11 protein-coding genes are annotated in these 15,723 nt (G+C 58.2%); 9 read left to right on the top strand and 2 right to left on the bottom strand.

Features of this window, described 5'->3' with window-relative positions; translation table 11 throughout:
• Window positions 1–119 precede the first annotated feature (119 nt).
• From ACK2JC_RS11315 to ACK2JC_RS11300, 4 genes are read left to right on the top strand one after another with little or no spacing between them, the layout of a single operon-like run.
• Window positions 120–1,511: a VWA-like domain-containing protein gene (locus ACK2JC_RS11315; RefSeq protein WP_320936564.1), complete on the top strand. Its 1,392-nt coding sequence runs from the start codon at window positions 120–122 to the stop codon at window positions 1,509–1,511.
• A complete protein-coding gene (locus ACK2JC_RS11310; RefSeq protein WP_320936563.1) occupies window positions 1,508–3,115 on the top strand; it encodes an ATP-binding protein in 1,608 nt (535 codons plus the stop codon). The genes ACK2JC_RS11315 and ACK2JC_RS11310 overlap by 4 nt, the downstream gene beginning before the upstream one ends.
• 22 nt (window positions 3,116–3,137) lie before the next feature.
• Window positions 3,138–4,061, top strand: coding sequence for a lysostaphin resistance A-like protein (locus ACK2JC_RS11305; protein ID WP_368270964.1), 924 nt, complete (start codon window positions 3,138–3,140; stop codon window positions 4,059–4,061).
• A gap of 16 nt (window positions 4,062–4,077) precedes the next feature.
• Window positions 4,078–6,174, top strand: coding sequence for a PTS sugar transporter subunit IIC/EAL domain-containing protein (locus ACK2JC_RS11300; RefSeq protein WP_368270963.1), 2,097 nt, complete (start codon window positions 4,078–4,080; stop codon window positions 6,172–6,174).
• A 22-nt stretch (window positions 6,175–6,196) separates the two neighbouring features.
• Here ACK2JC_RS11300 and ACK2JC_RS11295 read toward each other — a convergent pair whose 3' ends face one another.
• Complete coding sequence (locus ACK2JC_RS11295; RefSeq protein WP_276856194.1) at window positions 6,197–7,075, bottom strand: MBL fold metallo-hydrolase; 879 nt, start codon at window positions 7,073–7,075, stop codon at window positions 6,197–6,199.
• 364 nt (window positions 7,076–7,439) lie between these two features.
• Here ACK2JC_RS11295 and ade point away from each other — a divergent pair, with 364 nt between their 5' ends.
• The 5 genes from ade to ACK2JC_RS11270 all read left to right on the top strand — a co-directional run bounded on the left by ade (window position 7,440) and on the right by ACK2JC_RS11270 (window position 12,948).
• Window positions 7,440–9,278, top strand: a complete 1,839-nt coding sequence (ade, locus tag ACK2JC_RS11290; protein ID WP_092370575.1) for an adenine deaminase — start codon at window positions 7,440–7,442, stop codon at window positions 9,276–9,278.
• Entirely contained in the window at window positions 9,278–9,937 is a 660-nt protein-coding gene (locus ACK2JC_RS11285) for a pentapeptide repeat-containing protein (protein WP_276856197.1), read from the top strand. Before ade ends, ACK2JC_RS11285 begins: the two co-directional genes overlap by 1 nt.
• Before the next feature lie 204 nt (window positions 9,938–10,141).
• Window positions 10,142–10,843, top strand: coding sequence for an MBL fold metallo-hydrolase (locus ACK2JC_RS11280; protein ID WP_320936560.1), 702 nt, complete (start codon window positions 10,142–10,144; stop codon window positions 10,841–10,843).
• A gap of 141 nt (window positions 10,844–10,984) precedes the next feature.
• Entirely contained in the window at window positions 10,985–12,259 is a 1,275-nt protein-coding gene (locus ACK2JC_RS11275; protein ID WP_320936559.1) for a dihydroorotase, read from the top strand.
• Entirely contained in the window at window positions 12,256–12,948 is a 693-nt protein-coding gene (locus ACK2JC_RS11270) for a YjjG family noncanonical pyrimidine nucleotidase (RefSeq protein WP_368270962.1), read from the top strand. Before ACK2JC_RS11275 ends, ACK2JC_RS11270 begins: the two co-directional genes overlap by 4 nt.
• An 86-nt stretch (window positions 12,949–13,034) precedes the next feature.
• Here the strand turns inward: ACK2JC_RS11270 and ACK2JC_RS11265 are convergent, their stop codons facing one another.
• Window positions 13,035–15,533, bottom strand: a complete 2,499-nt coding sequence (locus ACK2JC_RS11265; RefSeq protein ID WP_368270961.1) for a sigma 54-interacting transcriptional regulator — start codon at window positions 15,531–15,533, stop codon at window positions 13,035–13,037.
• Between the last annotated feature and the right edge of the window lie 190 nt (window positions 15,534–15,723).

Here is a 15,723-nt window from a genome sequence, read left to right as displayed (position 1 = left end):
GAACCGGTTGCGTCCGCGGGCGATCCGGCGGAAGCGTCTGCTGGCCGGGACAGCGCCCCAGCGTCCGCCAGCCAGGCGGCCCCCGCCCGGCCCGCAGAGTAACCCGGGAGGCGGCCCTTATGATTGATCCAACCAGAGACCGGCAGCTGCGGGAATTGGAGCAGGTAAATCTCTGCGCGCAGATTCTCTACCAGGCCAGGAATGAGCTTTATCTGAATATGCGTTTCCTGGATATTCCCTTAAGCAGCCTGGGATTCGAGGCGGAGTGGGGATTGAACGGAATCCGAACGGACGGTTTCAATATCTATTACGGCCCGGACTGGCTGACCGGACTTTACGGCCAGGGGCGCGTGCGGGTGAACCGCGCGTATCTGCACATGCTGTTTCACTGCCTGTTCGGACATTTGGACGGGCGGAGAGAGCGGGAAATATCCGACTGGAATCTGGCCTGCGACATCGCCATGGAGTCGGTGCTGGACGGACTCTACCAGAAGTGCACCCACGTCCAGCCGGGGGCGTTCCGCCGGGAAACCTACCTGCGGATCCGGAAGATGTTAAACCAGGAGGTTCTGACCGCCCAGGGCGTATACAAGGCGCTGGTGGAGATGAAACCCGACGACCGGCGCAGAGGCCAGCTGCAACGGGAATTTTATGTGGACGACCACAGCCGCTGGGAGGAGCCTCAGCCGCCCCGCCAGGTCAGAAACCGGCAAAACAAGTGGAAGGACAACCGGGAGCGCATGCAGACCGAGATGGAGACCGGCTCCAAAGACGCCTCGGAGGACAACCGGAGCCTTTTGGATGAGCTGGAGGTGGAGAACCGGGAGCGGTACGATTACCGGCAGTTTCTCCGGCGGTTCGCGGTGTTAAAGGAGGAGATTCAGGTGGATATGGACTCCTTCGACTACGCCTTTTACACCTATGGGCTGTCCCTGTACGGGAACATGCCGCTGGTTGAACCCCAGGAGTCCAGGGAAGTGTACCGGGTGGAGGATTTCGCCGTGGTCATCGATACGTCCATGTCCTGCTCCGGGGAACTGGTACAGCGCTTTTTGGAGGAGACCTACGACGTGCTGTCCCAGTCGGAGAGTTTTTTCCGCCGGGTTAATGTGCACGTGATCCAGTGCGACGACCAAATACGGTCCGACGTGGTGATCACCAGGGCGGAGGATTTGGCGGATTATATGGAGCATCTGACCTTAAAGGGCCTGGGGGGCACGGATTTCAGGCCGGCCTTTGACTATGTGAACGGCCTTCGGGCGGCGGGGGCATTTTCCAGGCTCAGGGGCCTGATCTATTTTACGGACGGAAAAGGGATTTATCCGGTACAGGCTCCGCCCTACGACATGGCCTTTGTGTTTGTCAAGGATCAGTACAGCGACGAGTCGGTGCCGCCCTGGGCCATGAAGGTGATTCTGGAGGCGGACGATCTGCTGGAGAAGGGGCAAAATGAGCCGGAGACGGGGAATATGGGACTGTTGCAGAAGGAAGAGCAGGAGAGAATGACATGAATATAAAACGGGCCAAACAAGAGATCAAGGACACCATCCAGGCGTATCTGCTGCGGGATGACACGGGCGCTTACGCGATTCCGTCCATCCGGCAGCGGCCGGTGCTGTTAATCGGCCCTCCGGGCGTGGGCAAAACCCAGATTATGGAACAGATATCCCAGGAAATGGAGATTGGCCTGGTGGCTTACACCATCACCCACCACACGCGGCAGAGCGCGGTGGGGCTGCCGTTTATTGAGAAAAAGCAGTACGGAGGCCGGGAGTACACGGTGACGGAGTATACCATGAGCGAGATCGTGGCCTCCATCTACGACAAGATTGAGTCCACGGGACTGGAGGAGGGGATTTTGTTTATCGACGAGATCAACTGCGTGTCCGAGACATTGGCGCCCACCATGCTGCAGTTCCTGCAGTGCAAGACCTTCGGCAGCCATCGGATCCCGGAGGGCTGGATCATCGTGACCGCCGGCAACCCGCCGGAGTACAACAAGTCCGTTCGGGAGTTCGACGTGGTGACGCTGGACCGGATCAAGAAAATCACGGTGGAGCCGGATTTTGAGGTCTGGAAGGAGTACGCCTACCGGGAAAATATCCACCCGGCCATTCTCTCTTACCTGGGCATCAAACGGCAGAATTTCTGCCAGATCGAGACGACGGTGGATGGCAAACGGTTCGCCACGCCCCGGGGCTGGGAGGACTTGTCAGAACTAATCTGCGTTTACGAGCGGCTTGAGAAGAAGGCGGACCGGGACGTGGTGGGACAATATATCCAGTTTCCCGCCATTGCAAAGGATTTCGCCAATTATCTGGAGCTGTACTACAAGTACCGGGATGATTACCAGGTGGATCAGATTCTGGCCGGGATTATCAGCGAGGCCCTGTGCGACAAGGTGGCGAAGGCCGCATTTGACGAAAAGCTCAGCGTGGTGGGCCTGCTGCTGTCCAGGCTGTCCGGGGCGTTTCGGGAACTGCGCCTGAAGGAACGGCAGATGGAACTTGTGATGAATGGACTGAAGGAGTTTCAGAAGCGGGTTGTCACGGGGGCGGCAGGCGGTGTTGAGCACGGCGCGGCGGACCAGGGAGCCGCGCACGCCGGCCGGGTGGATCCGGGCAAGGCATGCGCCGGACTGGCGGACTCGGAAAACGTCATGACTCCGGCCGCGGTCATGACGGACCTGGCGGCCAGAATGGAGCGGGAGATAAACGCGGACCGTTCCGCCGGACTTTTGAGCCGCAGGGAGGAGGCGGTGCGCCGGTCTGCCCTGAAGGAACTGGAGAATTATGGAAAAGAGCTGGCGCAGATGGATGGCGCGGAGAGCGTGGACGGTGCGGCGGCCTGGGAGCAGGTGCGCGGGCGGTTCGGCCGGGCCAGCGACCGCTATGAGGAGCAGCGGGTTTCCTGCGGGGAGATGCTGGAGCACGCCTTTGACTTTATGGAGGCGGCTTTCGGGGACAGCCAGGAGATGGTCATTTTTGTGACCGAGTTAAATACCAATGAATATTGCGTCCGCTTTTTGCAGGATTACGACTGCGATCGGTATTACCAGTACAATAAACGGCTTTTGTTTGACGATGAGGAGCAGCGGCTGAGAGCACGGATTTGAGAGACAGAAAGGAAAACGTTGGATGAGAAATCTATTTAAGAACGACAGAAACCAGGTTCGGTGGGGTTATAAGCTGGCCTCCTTTCTTTTGATACAGGAGATTTTGGGGCCCATCGCCATAATTTTGGTTTCCGTGGCTCTTGTAAATCTGCTGTTCCCGATTTTACAGGCCTCCGGGGTGCTGGACGGCGACGGCGTTCTGCGGATGGAGTATGCGGAGGTTTTTGAGAACAGCTGGTTTATCGCTGGAATGGTGATACAGAACCTGCTGCTGTCCCTGTTTTTCCTGGGAGCGTGGAAATACCTGCTCCGCGGCAGCGCGCGTTCCATGGGATTGGCGGGCAGAACATGGCTGAAGGAGCTGGGCGTGGGTTTTGCCATCGGGGTGGCGTTGATCACCATTGTCTGCGGTGGGATTTATCTGACTGGCAGCACCCGGATAATGGCCGGATCGGGGCTGCAATTCAGCCCGTGGCTGGCGGGGTACCTGCTCATGTTCGTGTTTGTGGGGTTCGGCGAGGAGATCGCGTTCCGCGGTTATGCCATGGGAACGCTGCGGCAGACGGAAAAGGACTGGCTCATAGTGCTTTTGCCCGCCGTGCTGTTTGGGATCGCCCACAGCACCAATGCCAATTTCAGCCTGATGGGCTGCGGTAATATTATCCTGGCCGGGATTCTGCTGGGGCTTCTGGCCTTAAAGAGCGGGCACCTTTGGCTGGGAATCGGATTTCACATTTCCTGGAACTTTTTCCAGGGCTGCGTGTTCGGTTTCGGCGTCAGCGGCATCAGCACGCCCAGCGTGGCGGTGACGGAGCTGACCGGTTCTCCGCTTTTAAACGGCGGGGCGTTCGGGCCGGAGGGCAGTATTGTGTCTACGGTGGTGCTTTTGGCGGCAATCGCCGCGACGCTGTGGTGGTTTAGCGAAAAACGGGAATTGGGGAAGTAGAAAGAGGGGGGAATCTATGCTGTACGGGAAATTGCTGCGTTTTACATACCGCTTGGAACGGAATCCGGTGTTCGCCTCGGTCAAACGCGGCTTGCTGCTGCTGACGCCGGTGCTGATCGTGGGAGCGGTGGCCCTGATGCTGCGGAACCTTCCCATTCCCGGGTTCCAGGAGTGGATCATGGGGGCGGCGGGCGGGGCGGTTTACAGCGCCCTTGGGTTTGTCTACGACGCCACCATCGGCATCATGTCCCTTTGCCTGCTGTGCGGCATCAGCTACTCCTACGCAGCGACCATTTCCGGGTCCGACAGGACGTTCTGCCTGGTGGCGGTCATGGCGTCCCTTGGAAGCTTTTTCATCCTGTTCAGCGTGCAGAGCAACGGCGTGTTCGAGTTCGCCAGTCTGGGCGCGGTCAGCATGTTCGGGGCCATTTTGTGTTCCATCGCGGCTACGGCGCTGTTCGGCGCATTCAGCCGTTACCTGCCGGCCCGCCTCCGGTCCTACAGCGCGGGCATGGACGTGCAGTTCCGGGTGTCGGTTTCCCTGATCGTGCCGCTTTGTCTGTGTCTGCTGGTCTTTGCCCTGGCGGGGCTGGCGATGGAACATTTTCTGGGGGTACGAAGCATCAATGAACTGCTCTCGGGCGGAATGATGGCCCTGTTTCAAAATGTGCCCAACGAGCTGGGCAAGGGCGTGCTGTTTGTGCTGTTGACCGACCTGCTGTGGCTGTTCGGCATCCACGGGGGAAATGTGATGGAGCCGGTGGCCCAGGCCTATTTCGCCACCCTGGACCAGAGTACCAGCGCCGTTGTGTGCAAATCCTTTGTGGACAATTTCGCGCTCATCGGCGGCAGCGGAGCCACGCTGTGCCTGCTGCTTGCTCTGCTGCTGTTCTCCCGGTCCCACGAGAACCGGCGGCTGGCGTGGTGTTCCCTGCCCTTCGGTGTGTTCAATATGAACGAGCTGCTGGTGTTTGGATTTCCGGTGATCTTAAATCCCATCCTGTTTCTGCCGTTTCTCCTGGTGCCCGTGATCTCGTTGCTCATCGGGTACGCGGCGGTGGTCTGCGGTTTTATGCCGGTGGTGACCACCACGGTGACCTGGACGACCCCTGCGCCTCTCAGCGGATACGCCGCCTCCCGCTCTGTCAACGGAGCTCTGGTACAGGCGGTGATTGTGGCGGCTGGCACGGCGGTTTACGCGCCGTTTGTGCGGCTCTCCGAGCACATGCAGCAGGAGCGCATCCGGATTGATCTGGAGGACCTTCTGAGGGTGTTTGCGGAGGAGAGCGAGCTGCCCGCTCTGGGAAATCAGTTCCTGGAGCGGCCGGACAATGTCGGCGCGGTGGCTAAGGTGGTGGCGGAACAGCTTCACCGGGACCTGCAAGCCGGGAGTATTCCCGTATTTTACCAGCCGCAGGTGGACGAAAAGGGCTGGGTCTGCGGTGCGGAAGCTCTGCTGCGCTGGAAGTTCCGGGGCACGCCGCTGCCGCCCCCGCTGGTGATCAAGCTGGCCAGGGAGGCGGGGATCTACGGGGACCTGACCGCCTGTATTCTGCGCACGGCGGTGGCGGACAGCGTACGCTTCCAAAACGCCCTTGGCAGGCCCCTCATGGTGTCGGTGAACATTTCCCCCTATGAGGCAAACGACGAGGAATTTGTCCGCACGGCAATCCGCCTGGTGGAGGAGGCCGGACTCCAGAACAGCTTCTGCCTGGAGGTGACGGAGGAGGCCGCCCTGGAGCGGTTTGGAAAGATCGCGGAAAATCTGCACGAGCTCTTCCGGCACGGCATCCTGGCGGCCATCGACGATTTCAGTATGGGTCAGACGTCCCTGAAATATCTTCAGGGCAGTAATTTCCAGTTTGTGAAGCTGGACGGCACTCTTGTGCGCCAGCTCCTTGACAGCCCGCGCAGTCAGGATATCGTGCGCGCCATCGTGGGCCTGGGGGAGGACCTAAGCTTCCAGGTGGTGGCGGAGTATGTGGAGAGCCGGGAGCTTCGGGACCTGCTGCTCTCGCTGAACTGCCGCATTTTCCAGGGGTATCTCTACAGTCCCGCGGTGCCCCCGGCCGGGCTGGTCCGCTTTGTGCAGGATCAGGACAGCGCGGGGTAATGTCCGGGGGAGGCGGGGCAGGTCAGCTCCGTTTCCAGTGCAGCGTGTTGTCCGCAAATTCTGCCTCCAGCTCTCCGCAGTTGTGGAGCCAGGACAGATAGGAGCGGACCGTGCTTCCCACCAGCACGTGCTGCTCGAAGTTCATAGTCAAGCCGTAGGAATCAAATACATGCTTTAGAACCGCTTCGGAGGAGGCGGGGGTCTGGCAGAAGGTGCAGATGAGGTCCGCGATTTGGCGGACCTTTTTGCGGTTTAAGTCCACCAGCGGGCCGATGTCGTCCGTGGCCTCCGCGTGGGAGGGGACGAACAGGCGGCCTTCCATGCGCTCCACCGCGTCCAGTGTCTCCAGGTAGGCGGCTACGTCGTAGATGAAGGAGACGTGGTATTTTTCCAGGGTGGCCGCACTGCTCAGGCAGTCCGCCAGAAACACGGTGTCATCGGGCGTCCGGAATCCGTACATCTGGAAGAAATGGCCGGGCAGAGGGATGACCTTAAGCCCGCTGGGAAAGTCCGGGTCCGAGAAGGGGGATACGCTGCTGGGCTGGGCCATGAGAAATTTGTGGCGCAGCTCTCCCGCCGGAAAACCGCCGTACAGGAAGGCCGGTTCCAGGATGGGGCTTTCGGTGAAATGCCCTTCGATTCCCTCGGCAAAAATCTTACAGCCGGTTTTCTGCTGGATAAAATGGTTTCCTCCGATGTGGTCCGCGTTGGAGTGGGTGTTGACAATCCCTGCAAGACGCCATCCGCGCTGTTCCAGGATCCGCAGGAGCTTGCGTCCCGCGTCCTTGTCGTTTCCGCTGTCGATCAGGTAGACCTGGTTGTCCCCTGAGCAGTAAACGCCGATTTTTGCCGGTGCGTTGACATAGTAGCTGCAATCCCCGGCCTGGGTCAGTTCAAACATAGAGAATCCTCCTGTAGGTTCGTGTGATTTGGGGTGTGGTTGTGTGTGAAATGAATTTCTATTAGAAGATTATACCACTGCGTTTAATAGGCGAAAAGGATTTTTGCGCCGGTGCCTTGGAGAGGCCGCCGCCCGGCCTGGTCCCGGCCCCGGCCCCGCCAACGTGCTATAACGCTGCATTTTCCTGCAAGTTTTCGATGAATTATTCATCAATACAGTGTCAATTCTAAAATATTCAGAAAGAAGCCGGAAAGTATTGAAAAGCCGGCCACAATATGGCATACTGGTAATAACAAAAAAGGGGTAGACAGCGCCGGGATTTCAGGGCGCTGTTGTTTCTATTTAGGCTTAGAAAGGAGAACGTATGATTAACAAATTCTGTAAAACGCCACTGTGGGAGGCGACTATGACGCTGGCCGCCACGGCAGAGGGAAGGATTCCGGCGGAGACGGTGATCCGGGATGCCAGGCTGGTCAATGTGTGTACCGGTGAGATTCAGGAGCACACGGACGTGGCCATCGCCCAGGGGAGGATCGCCCTGGTGGGGGATGGCTCCCACTGCATCGGGCCGGACACCCGGGTGATCGAGGCTGAGGGACAGTACATAGCGCCTGGATTTATGGACGGCCATATCCATGTGGAGTCCTCCATGATGGGCGTGGGCGAGTATGCCAGGGCGGTGATTCCCCACGGCACCGTGGGCATTTATATGGATCCCCATGAGATCTGTAACGTGCTGGGCCTGGAGGGCGTCAAGTGTATGGCGCAGGACGCGGCCAGGACGCCGCTGAAAGCCATGATCACCACCCCGTCCTGCGTGCCCGCGGTGCCCGGATTTGAGGACACCGGCTCCGCAATCGGCCCGGAGGACGTGGAGGGAACCATGTACTGGGACAGCGTTGTGGGCCTGGGGGAAATGATGAATTTTCCGGGTATTTTAAATTCCGACGAGCGCACCCACAAGATCGTGGGGGCCACCCTGAGAGCCGGGAAGATCGTCACCGGCCACTATTCCATGCCGGAGACCGGAAAGGGCTTAAACGCCTACATCGCCTCCGGAACCCGCTGCTGTCATGAGTCCACCCGGGCCGAGGACGCTCTGGCGAAGATGCGCCTTGGGATGTACGCCCAGCTGCGGGAGGGCTCCGCCTGGCACGACCTGCACCAGGTGGCAAAGGCCATTACGGAGCACAAGGTGGACACCCGGTTCGCCTGCCTGGTATCCGACGACGCCCACCCGGAGACCCTGATCCAGGAAGGACATCTGGACCACATCATGCGCCGGGCGCTGCAGGAGGGCATCGACCCCGTCACGGCGATCCAGATGGTGACCATCAACTGCGCCCAGTGCTTCCAGATGGACCACGAGCTGGGTTCCATCACCCCGGGCAAGTGCGCGGACATCGTGTTCCTCAACAATCTGGAAGAGCTCAAGGTGACCCGGGTGCTGATCGACGGCGACGTGGTGGCGGAGGACGGGAAGATGACCGTTCCCTTTAAACCCTATTCCTATCCTGCCTGGGCGATGGATTCCGTGCACGTCGGCGGCTCCATCACCCCGGAATCCTTCCGGCTTAATGCGCCGGAAACCGGGGAGGGCGCCCCGCTGGCCGACGGAAGCCGGGTGAAGGTGCAGGTGATCGAGGTAGGCTCCGGCAAGGTGGCCGATATTGCGGGCACGGCGCTTCTGACCGTGTCGGACGGGCAGGTGCACTCCGACGTGGAGCAGGACGTATTAAAGACCGCGGTGTTTGAGCGCCACCACGAGACCGGTAAGGTGGGCTTCGGCTTCTGCAAGGGCTTTGGCATCCGCTGCGGCGCCATGGCCTCCACCGTTGCCCACGACGCCCACAACCTGCTGGTGGTGGGAACCAACGACGCGGATATGGCGCTGGCAGCCAATACCCTGATCGAGAGCAGGGGAGGCATGGCCGTGGTGCAGAACGGCCAGGTTCTGGGCGTGGTGCCTCTTCCCATCGCAGGGCTGATGAATGATAAGCCGGCGGAGGAGATGGCCGCCATGGTAAGCCGCCTGACGGAGTGCTGGGAGCAGATTGGCTGCACCATGGTCTCCCCGTTTATGACCATGGCTCTGATTCCCCTGGCCTGCCTGCCGGAGCTGCGGCTCACGGACCGGGGCCTGGTGGACTGCCGGACCTTCCAGTTTACGCCGCTGTTTGTGGACGGGGCGGAGAATACCTGATGGCCGCGGAGCGCGTGACCGGGCCCTGGCTGTCCCGGGAGCCGGAGACGGCCTCCCGGGGGCTGGATTATCTCCTGGACTGCGTCCGCCAGGAGGAATGCGTGCGGGACCTGCGGTTTAGCGGGCTGGCGGCCGGGGAGGAATCCCTGCGGCTGCTGGCCGCCGCCCAGTGCCGGTTTGTGAATTGCAGCTTTCAAAGCTGTTTCTTTGAGCAGAGTTCGTTTGTGGACACGGTGTTTCAGTCCTGCGATTTTTCCAACTGTGATTTCAGCGACAGCTTTTTTAACCGCTGTGAATTCAAATCCTGCAAGGGGCTTGGGACAAAGTTCGCGGGCAGTACGATAAAGAATCTGACCCTGGACGGCAGCGCCATGGATTTTGCCAACTTTGACGCCTGCCGCCTGGAGCGCGTCTGCATTTCGGACAGCCGCCTGAAGGGGGCCGTATTCAGCCAGTGCCGGGCCAAGGATGTGTACTGGGACCGGGTTGACCTGACCGGGGCCAGCTTTTTTAGGACGCCCCTTCGGGCAATGGACTTCACCACCAGTCAGATCGGCGGCCTGGTCTTGTCCGACAGCTGCGAGGAGCTGCGCGGGCTTACGGTGGATCTTTACCAGGCGGCCGAGCTATCAAAACGGCTGGGTCTGATGATCAAATAATCCTTTTTTGGATAAAATGCAGGTTGACGCAGAATGGTGTTATGCATTAGTCTTTAATATAACACATTCTGCGTTTTGTTTTTTTGCGCCGCAGTTTTTGAGGGAACGTGGAAATGCTTTTATCATGGAATATTATGATATATAATAGAAAGAGAGAAGGATAGTCAACCGATTTTGGAATGTTCCGGAAAGGGGGATTTAGGAATGAAGATCACGTATATTCACCACAGTTCATTTCTGGTGGAAATGGACCAGGCAGCGTTTCTGTTCGACTATTTTGAGGGACAACTGCCGGAGATTCTCGACAAACCGCTGGTGATATTTTCCAGTCATCGCCATGGAGATCACTTTTCGCCGGTGATTTTTGAGCTGGCGGACCAGGCGGAGCAGGTTTTGTATGTTCTCAGCGACGATATCTGGCGCAAGCGGGCGCCTCAGGAGCTGCGCCGTCGGATTCTGTTTATGGGGCCGGACGAGGAGGCTTCCATCAATCTCCCGCCCGCGGTTCACGTGCGGACTATGAAGTCCACGGACGAGGGCGTGGCCTTTCTGGTGGAGTGTGGGGGCAAACGGATTTACCATGCGGGCGATCTGAACAACTGGGTGTGGTCCGGCGAGCCGGAGGCGGACAACCTCCGTATGAGCGAAAATTACCGCCTGGAGCTGGAGAAGATGAAGGGCAACCACGTGGACGTGGCCTTCGTGCCCCTGGATCCGCGCCAGGAGGGCGATTTTTACCGGGGCATGGACGGCTTTATGCGCACGGTGGGCGCGGATGTGGTATTCCCCATGCATTTCTGGGGAGACTTTACGGTGACGGACAAGCTGAAACAGCTGGAGTGCTCTGCGGATTACCGCAGCAGGGTGATGGAAATCCACCGCTGCGGCGAGGAGTTTGTGATTTAGAGGGAACGGCAGGGCTGGGGCTTGCGGATGGGTGAGCCTGGCGGCGCGGAGTTGAGTCCGGTGAGATAAGGGCCAGCCTGCGTTTGCGATTTGGAAAATTATGGGCGGAAAAGCCGCACAGGGAAAGGATGGAAGAACATTATGATATTGATTCGCGGCGGACGCGTGGTGGACCCGGCGACGGGCAGAGATGAGCGGGCCGATCTGGTATTGGAGGGCGGAGTGATCCGGGAAATCTGCGCGCCCGGCCAGACGGCGGAGACTGATTTTGACCAGGTGATCGATGCGCAGAACCTGGTGGCTGCTCCGGGACTTGTGGACGTTCACGTGCATTTCCGGGATCCGGGACTGACCTATAAGGAGGACATTCACTCGGGAGCCCGGGCCGCGGCCAGAGGCGGCTTCACCACGGTGGTGTGCATGGCGAATACCAAACCCATTGTGGACAATGAGGAGACGCTGCGTTACGTCCTTGCGGAGGGCAAAAAGACCGGCATCCACGTGCTGAGCTGCGCCGCTGTTTCCAAGGGCTTTGAGGGCCGGGAGCTGACGGACATGGAGGGCCTTCTGGCCGCAGGGGCCGCCGGATTCACGGACGATGGGATTCCGCTGATGGACGGTGTGTTTGTGAAGAAGGCCATGGAGGAGGCGGCCCGTCTGGACACGGTGCTAAGCTTCCACGAGGAGGACAAGAGTTTTATCGTCAACAACGGCATCAACCACGGGGCTGTGTCGGACCGCCTGGGGATTTACGGCTCCCCGGCGCTGGCCGAGGACGTGCTGGTGGCCAGGGACTGTATGATCGCGCTGGAAACCGGGGCGAAGGTGGACATCCAGCACATCAGTTCCGGGCACGCGGTGAGAATGGTCCGGCTGGCCAAGGATCTGGGCGCAAATGTGTGGGCCGAGGTGACGCCCCACCATTTTGCGCTGACCGAGGAAGCGGTGCTCAAATACGGCACGTTGGCTAAGATGAACCCGCCCCTGCGCACCGAAACCGACCGCGCGATGCTGATCGAGGGGTTAAAGGACGGCACCATCGACATGATCGCCACGGACCACGCGCCCCACAGCGTGGAGGAGAAGGCCAGACCGCTGACAGAGGCGCCCAGCGGGATCATCGGCCTGGAGACCGCTCTGGCGCTGGGAATCACCTGTCTGGTGAAGCCCGGACATCTGAGCCTGTGCGAACTGATGAAGAAAATGAGCTTCAATCCGGCCCGGCTCTACAAGCTGGACTGCGGCCGCCTGGAAGCCGGAGCTCCGGCTGATCTGGTGCTGTTCGATGAGAACGAGGAGTGGACGGTGGCGGATTTCGCCTCCAGGGCGGTCAACAGTCCCTTTGTGGGGGAACGGCTCACCGGACGTGTGAAGTACACGATCTGTGAGGGAAAGGTGGTATACCAGGACAGATGACAGGCGAGAGAAAATATGACGTGATCCTGTTGGACGTGGACGGCACGCTGCTGAATTTCGATCAGGCTGAGGCGGACGGGATGCGGGTGGTGCTGCGGGAATACGGGTTCGAACCGACGGATGAGCTTCTGGAGGCCTACCACCAGGTGAATAACGCGTACTGGGCGGCCTTTGAGCGGGGCGAGGTGACCAAGGAACGGCTGGTCTGCCAGCGGTTCGAGACATTTTTCGGGAGTCTCGGCAAGACCGTGGGCGGAGCTCAGGTGGAGAGCCTGTACCGCAGGCAGCTGGACGGCTCCGCTATCCTGATCGACGGGGCGGTGGAAATCTGCGGTTATCTGCGGGACCGGTACGATCTGTATATCGTGACCAACGGAACTTCGTCTACCCAGTACAAGCGGCTGGCGGCTTCCGGGCTGGATCTGTATGTGAAAGACATTTTCGTGTCCGAGGACGCGGGGAGCCAGAAGCCCCAGAAGGAGTATTTCGACTACTGCTTTTCAAGGATTCCCGGCGCGGACCCCTCCCGTATGCTGTTGGTGGGGGACTCGCTGCACTCCGACATACTGGGGGGAAATGTGGCGGGTACCGATACCTGCTGGTATAATCCGAAGGGGAAGGCGGGAGAGAGCGGGATCCGGGTGGATTATGAGATACGGGATTTGAGGGAATTGGAAAAAATTGTATAAAAAGTAAGCAAACGGCAGAGGCCGCGGATCACGAAACGTTGAGTGATCCGCGGCTTCTGTTCGTTTTCATAATCGTTCCTATGAAGTTATCGACCATCTTCCACGAAGGGAATAAAGATTTCGGTGATATAAGCTTTTTCGGAGGCTGGAATGGGAACGCCGAACACTTCCTCCGCGTAAACCAGGCGCCGTTCAAGAACCGACATGAGGGCGGAGTGTTGATTGATAAAGGTTTTTAAGCGTGGATAATTTAACGGCTCTCCTTTTATTACCCGTTCCAGCATGTGTGCGGTGTGAAAAATGAACTTTAAAGCGATTTCGTCGGAATAGCTGAGGGAGAGGTCAGCAAGCGTTTTGTTTAATACGTGGAGCAGCGTGTCCGCAGCTTTACCAGGGTTTAAAAAAGTCAGGGACGGGGAGAGGATTTCGTGAATAATCCGGTTTAAAAACGAGGTGGTAACGGTTCCGGACAATGACCGGGTCTCCGGTTCCGCTCCCGGGGCCTCCGACATCAGAGCGATGAGGGAAGCGTGCTCTGAGGCCGATTTTTCAACCAGGCGAAGCATCAGCGGCATAGAGGCGCCGGAAATAAGTTCGGCCCGAATGCCGGTGAGCTGGGTGAGATGGTGGTGCAGGTCCGTAAAGGGAGCCATATCTGTAAAAATGAGAAGGCCGGCGGTGCAATCCACAGATTGCGCAATGGCGGTTGCCTGTTCCAACACCTGGCCGAGTGAGGTTTCAGGGCCGCAGTTGATGCCATGGACCAGTGGAAGCCGGACAGCGCCGTTTAAAAAAGCGGCGGTTCCGGAGGAGACACCCTCGCCGTGAAAGACCGTGATAAACTCCACATTGTGTTCTGCAGTCCAGTTAATGGACAGATATAAATACATTGCGATAAAGCCCAGCTCAGAGTCGGGCAGGGAAGTCAGGCCGCTTTCAGACAGTTCGGATTGGAGTTTCAGAGCAAGTCCGTACTCCTGTGGATTGGTACGCCTGATATGACCTGTTTGATCCGGGGAAACCGTGGGATTTCCGTCCTGCCGCCGAAGCGCATTGTGCAGGTGCAGCAGAAAACCGTAATACAAACGGGGATTTTCCAATGCGTGTTTATAGCGGGGAGCATTTTCCAGCGCATGGTCCACCGCCTGGCAAAGAGCTGGCGGGAATGAGGCGCGCAGCCGCTCCATACTGATGGATTGTACGCTGCGTATGCGGTCGACGCACCGGTTGATGTAACTGCCCACATCGGTAATCTGCAGAGGTTCCGTGGAAAGGGGAAACTCCGGGCCGCTTCGAGGATCGTCATCAGGTGCATTGGGGGAAAGGGAAAGTTCCGGAGGATCCTCAGGGGAGAAGGTCAGATAATCGCTTCTCAAACTGCTCAGAAGCTTCCCGGTCTGAGCGTATTTTTCATTGTGAGTCAGCGAAATGCCGGTAACGGAGAGAGGAAGATGCCGGTAGCCGATTTCTATTGTGGATGAGGTGTGGCCGTCGGTCATATATTCCAGGTACGCTAAGGAGCAGATACCTTTGACGCAGCCCTTGAGCTCACCGATCTGACCGGGGTAAGGCGCTTGGAGGAGACAGGAAAGCACATCACGGTGAATACAAAACGGCAGCTTTATGCAGCGGGATTCCCGGCTGATAAAGAGAGCCAGATGCTCTAAAATTTCCCTGGGGCCGCGGTCCGACAGATCAGGGAGAGCGATCAGCATGGGCATGTTGCGCACAAACCGTTCGATGCTGGGAGAATCCGCCGGTTCTGTGGTAGTGGCAATAATCGTGGTCTCGCCTTCCCGCACAACGGCAGACTCGCCCATACGGCAGAACGTATTTTTTTCGATCAGAGTGGCTAAGAGTTCCTGCACTTTTGGGGAGAGCTTTTGGACACCGTTCAGGCAGAGGATTCCACCTTTTGCCTGCTCGATCAGGCCGTACCGCCCCTTTTCTGCACCGGGCAGGTAATTTTTTCCATATCCAAAAAGCTGAGCCATCAAAAGCTGTTGAGATCCTGAGTGGTCCTGACAATTCAGCACGATAAATTTCCCTTCAGGGGCCAGATGACCATGCTGTTTTGCATACTCGTACATGGTTTTGGCAAAACGCAGCTTTCCGATGCCTGCGCTGCCTGTAATCAGGGTATGAATTCCACGGGGGGGATAGAGCATGGCTGCTTTGGCCTGGCGGACCGCCTGCTTCATGCTGCCGTTGCTGCCGATCACGGCCTCCAGGCTGTCGGCGGGTTGCCTGGCCTGAGCGTCGTTCGTGTTCTGAGAGGCCAAATAGTCGGAGAGACGCCCGGTGCACGGAATTGTACCTGGGAAAAATGCCTGGGGGAAAAGTGAAGCGAGAGCTGCCCGGTGCAGAAACAGGGTGGGTTTACCCTGACATTTGATGACAAGGCCCTGCCGGTAGAGGCGGTTTAGTTCTTTGGACACATTGGTGCGGTCCAGTCCGGCCTCCACGGCCAGCCCGGAAGCGGTTAGGCCGATCGTATCTGTAAAATTGAGTTCAGCAGCCTTGAGCGTGTTTTCACGAATCAGCGCCAGAACCCTGTCAAGGCGCCGGGGAACAGTTTGACTCATGTGATTGTCCTTTCGTAAGCGTGTCGTAGTTAAATGATTGTATAAATTAGCATAATATAGATCGCTAAAAATAGCAATTAAATATTCAATATGAGGAAAAAACTGGAAAGGAAAGAAAAATGCTTAAAAATAGATAAATAAATTTCTGGAAATCTGTGTTTTTTTGTGATAAAAGACATTTGGGTATTTG

Source organism: Enterocloster lavalensis, from assembly GCF_046603895.1.
Lineage (GTDB): Bacteria > Bacillota > Clostridia > Lachnospirales > Lachnospiraceae > Enterocloster > Enterocloster lavalensis.
Note: the sequence above shows the minus strand (reverse complement) of the source record. Positions and strands in the feature narration are given on the sequence as shown.

What these genes read in the sequence shown, in the direction of transcription:
- ACK2JC_RS11315 (WP_320936564.1), top strand. Translation starts at nt 120, where the DNA reads ATGATTGATCCAACCAGAGACCGGCAGCTGCGGGAATTGGAGCAGGTA.
- ACK2JC_RS11310 (WP_320936563.1), top strand. Translation starts at nt 1,508, where the DNA reads ATGAATATAAAACGGGCCAAACAAGAGATCAAGGACACCATCCAGGCG.
- ACK2JC_RS11305 (WP_368270964.1), top strand. Translation starts at nt 3,138, where the DNA reads ATGAGAAATCTATTTAAGAACGACAGAAACCAGGTTCGGTGGGGTTAT.
- ACK2JC_RS11300 (WP_368270963.1), top strand. Translation starts at nt 4,078, where the DNA reads ATGCTGTACGGGAAATTGCTGCGTTTTACATACCGCTTGGAACGGAAT.
- ACK2JC_RS11295 (WP_276856194.1), bottom strand. Translation starts at nt 7,075, where the DNA reads ATGTTTGAACTGACCCAGGCCGGGGATTGCAGCTACTATGTCAACGCA.
- ade (WP_092370575.1), top strand. Translation starts at nt 7,440, where the DNA reads ATGATTAACAAATTCTGTAAAACGCCACTGTGGGAGGCGACTATGACG.
- ACK2JC_RS11285 (WP_276856197.1), top strand. Translation starts at nt 9,278, where the DNA reads ATGGCCGCGGAGCGCGTGACCGGGCCCTGGCTGTCCCGGGAGCCGGAG.
- ACK2JC_RS11280 (WP_320936560.1), top strand. Translation starts at nt 10,142, where the DNA reads ATGAAGATCACGTATATTCACCACAGTTCATTTCTGGTGGAAATGGAC.
- ACK2JC_RS11275 (WP_320936559.1), top strand. Translation starts at nt 10,985, where the DNA reads ATGATATTGATTCGCGGCGGACGCGTGGTGGACCCGGCGACGGGCAGA.
- ACK2JC_RS11270 (WP_368270962.1), top strand. Translation starts at nt 12,256, where the DNA reads ATGACAGGCGAGAGAAAATATGACGTGATCCTGTTGGACGTGGACGGC.
- ACK2JC_RS11265 (WP_368270961.1), bottom strand. Translation starts at nt 15,533, where the DNA reads ATGAGTCAAACTGTTCCCCGGCGCCTTGACAGGGTTCTGGCGCTGATT.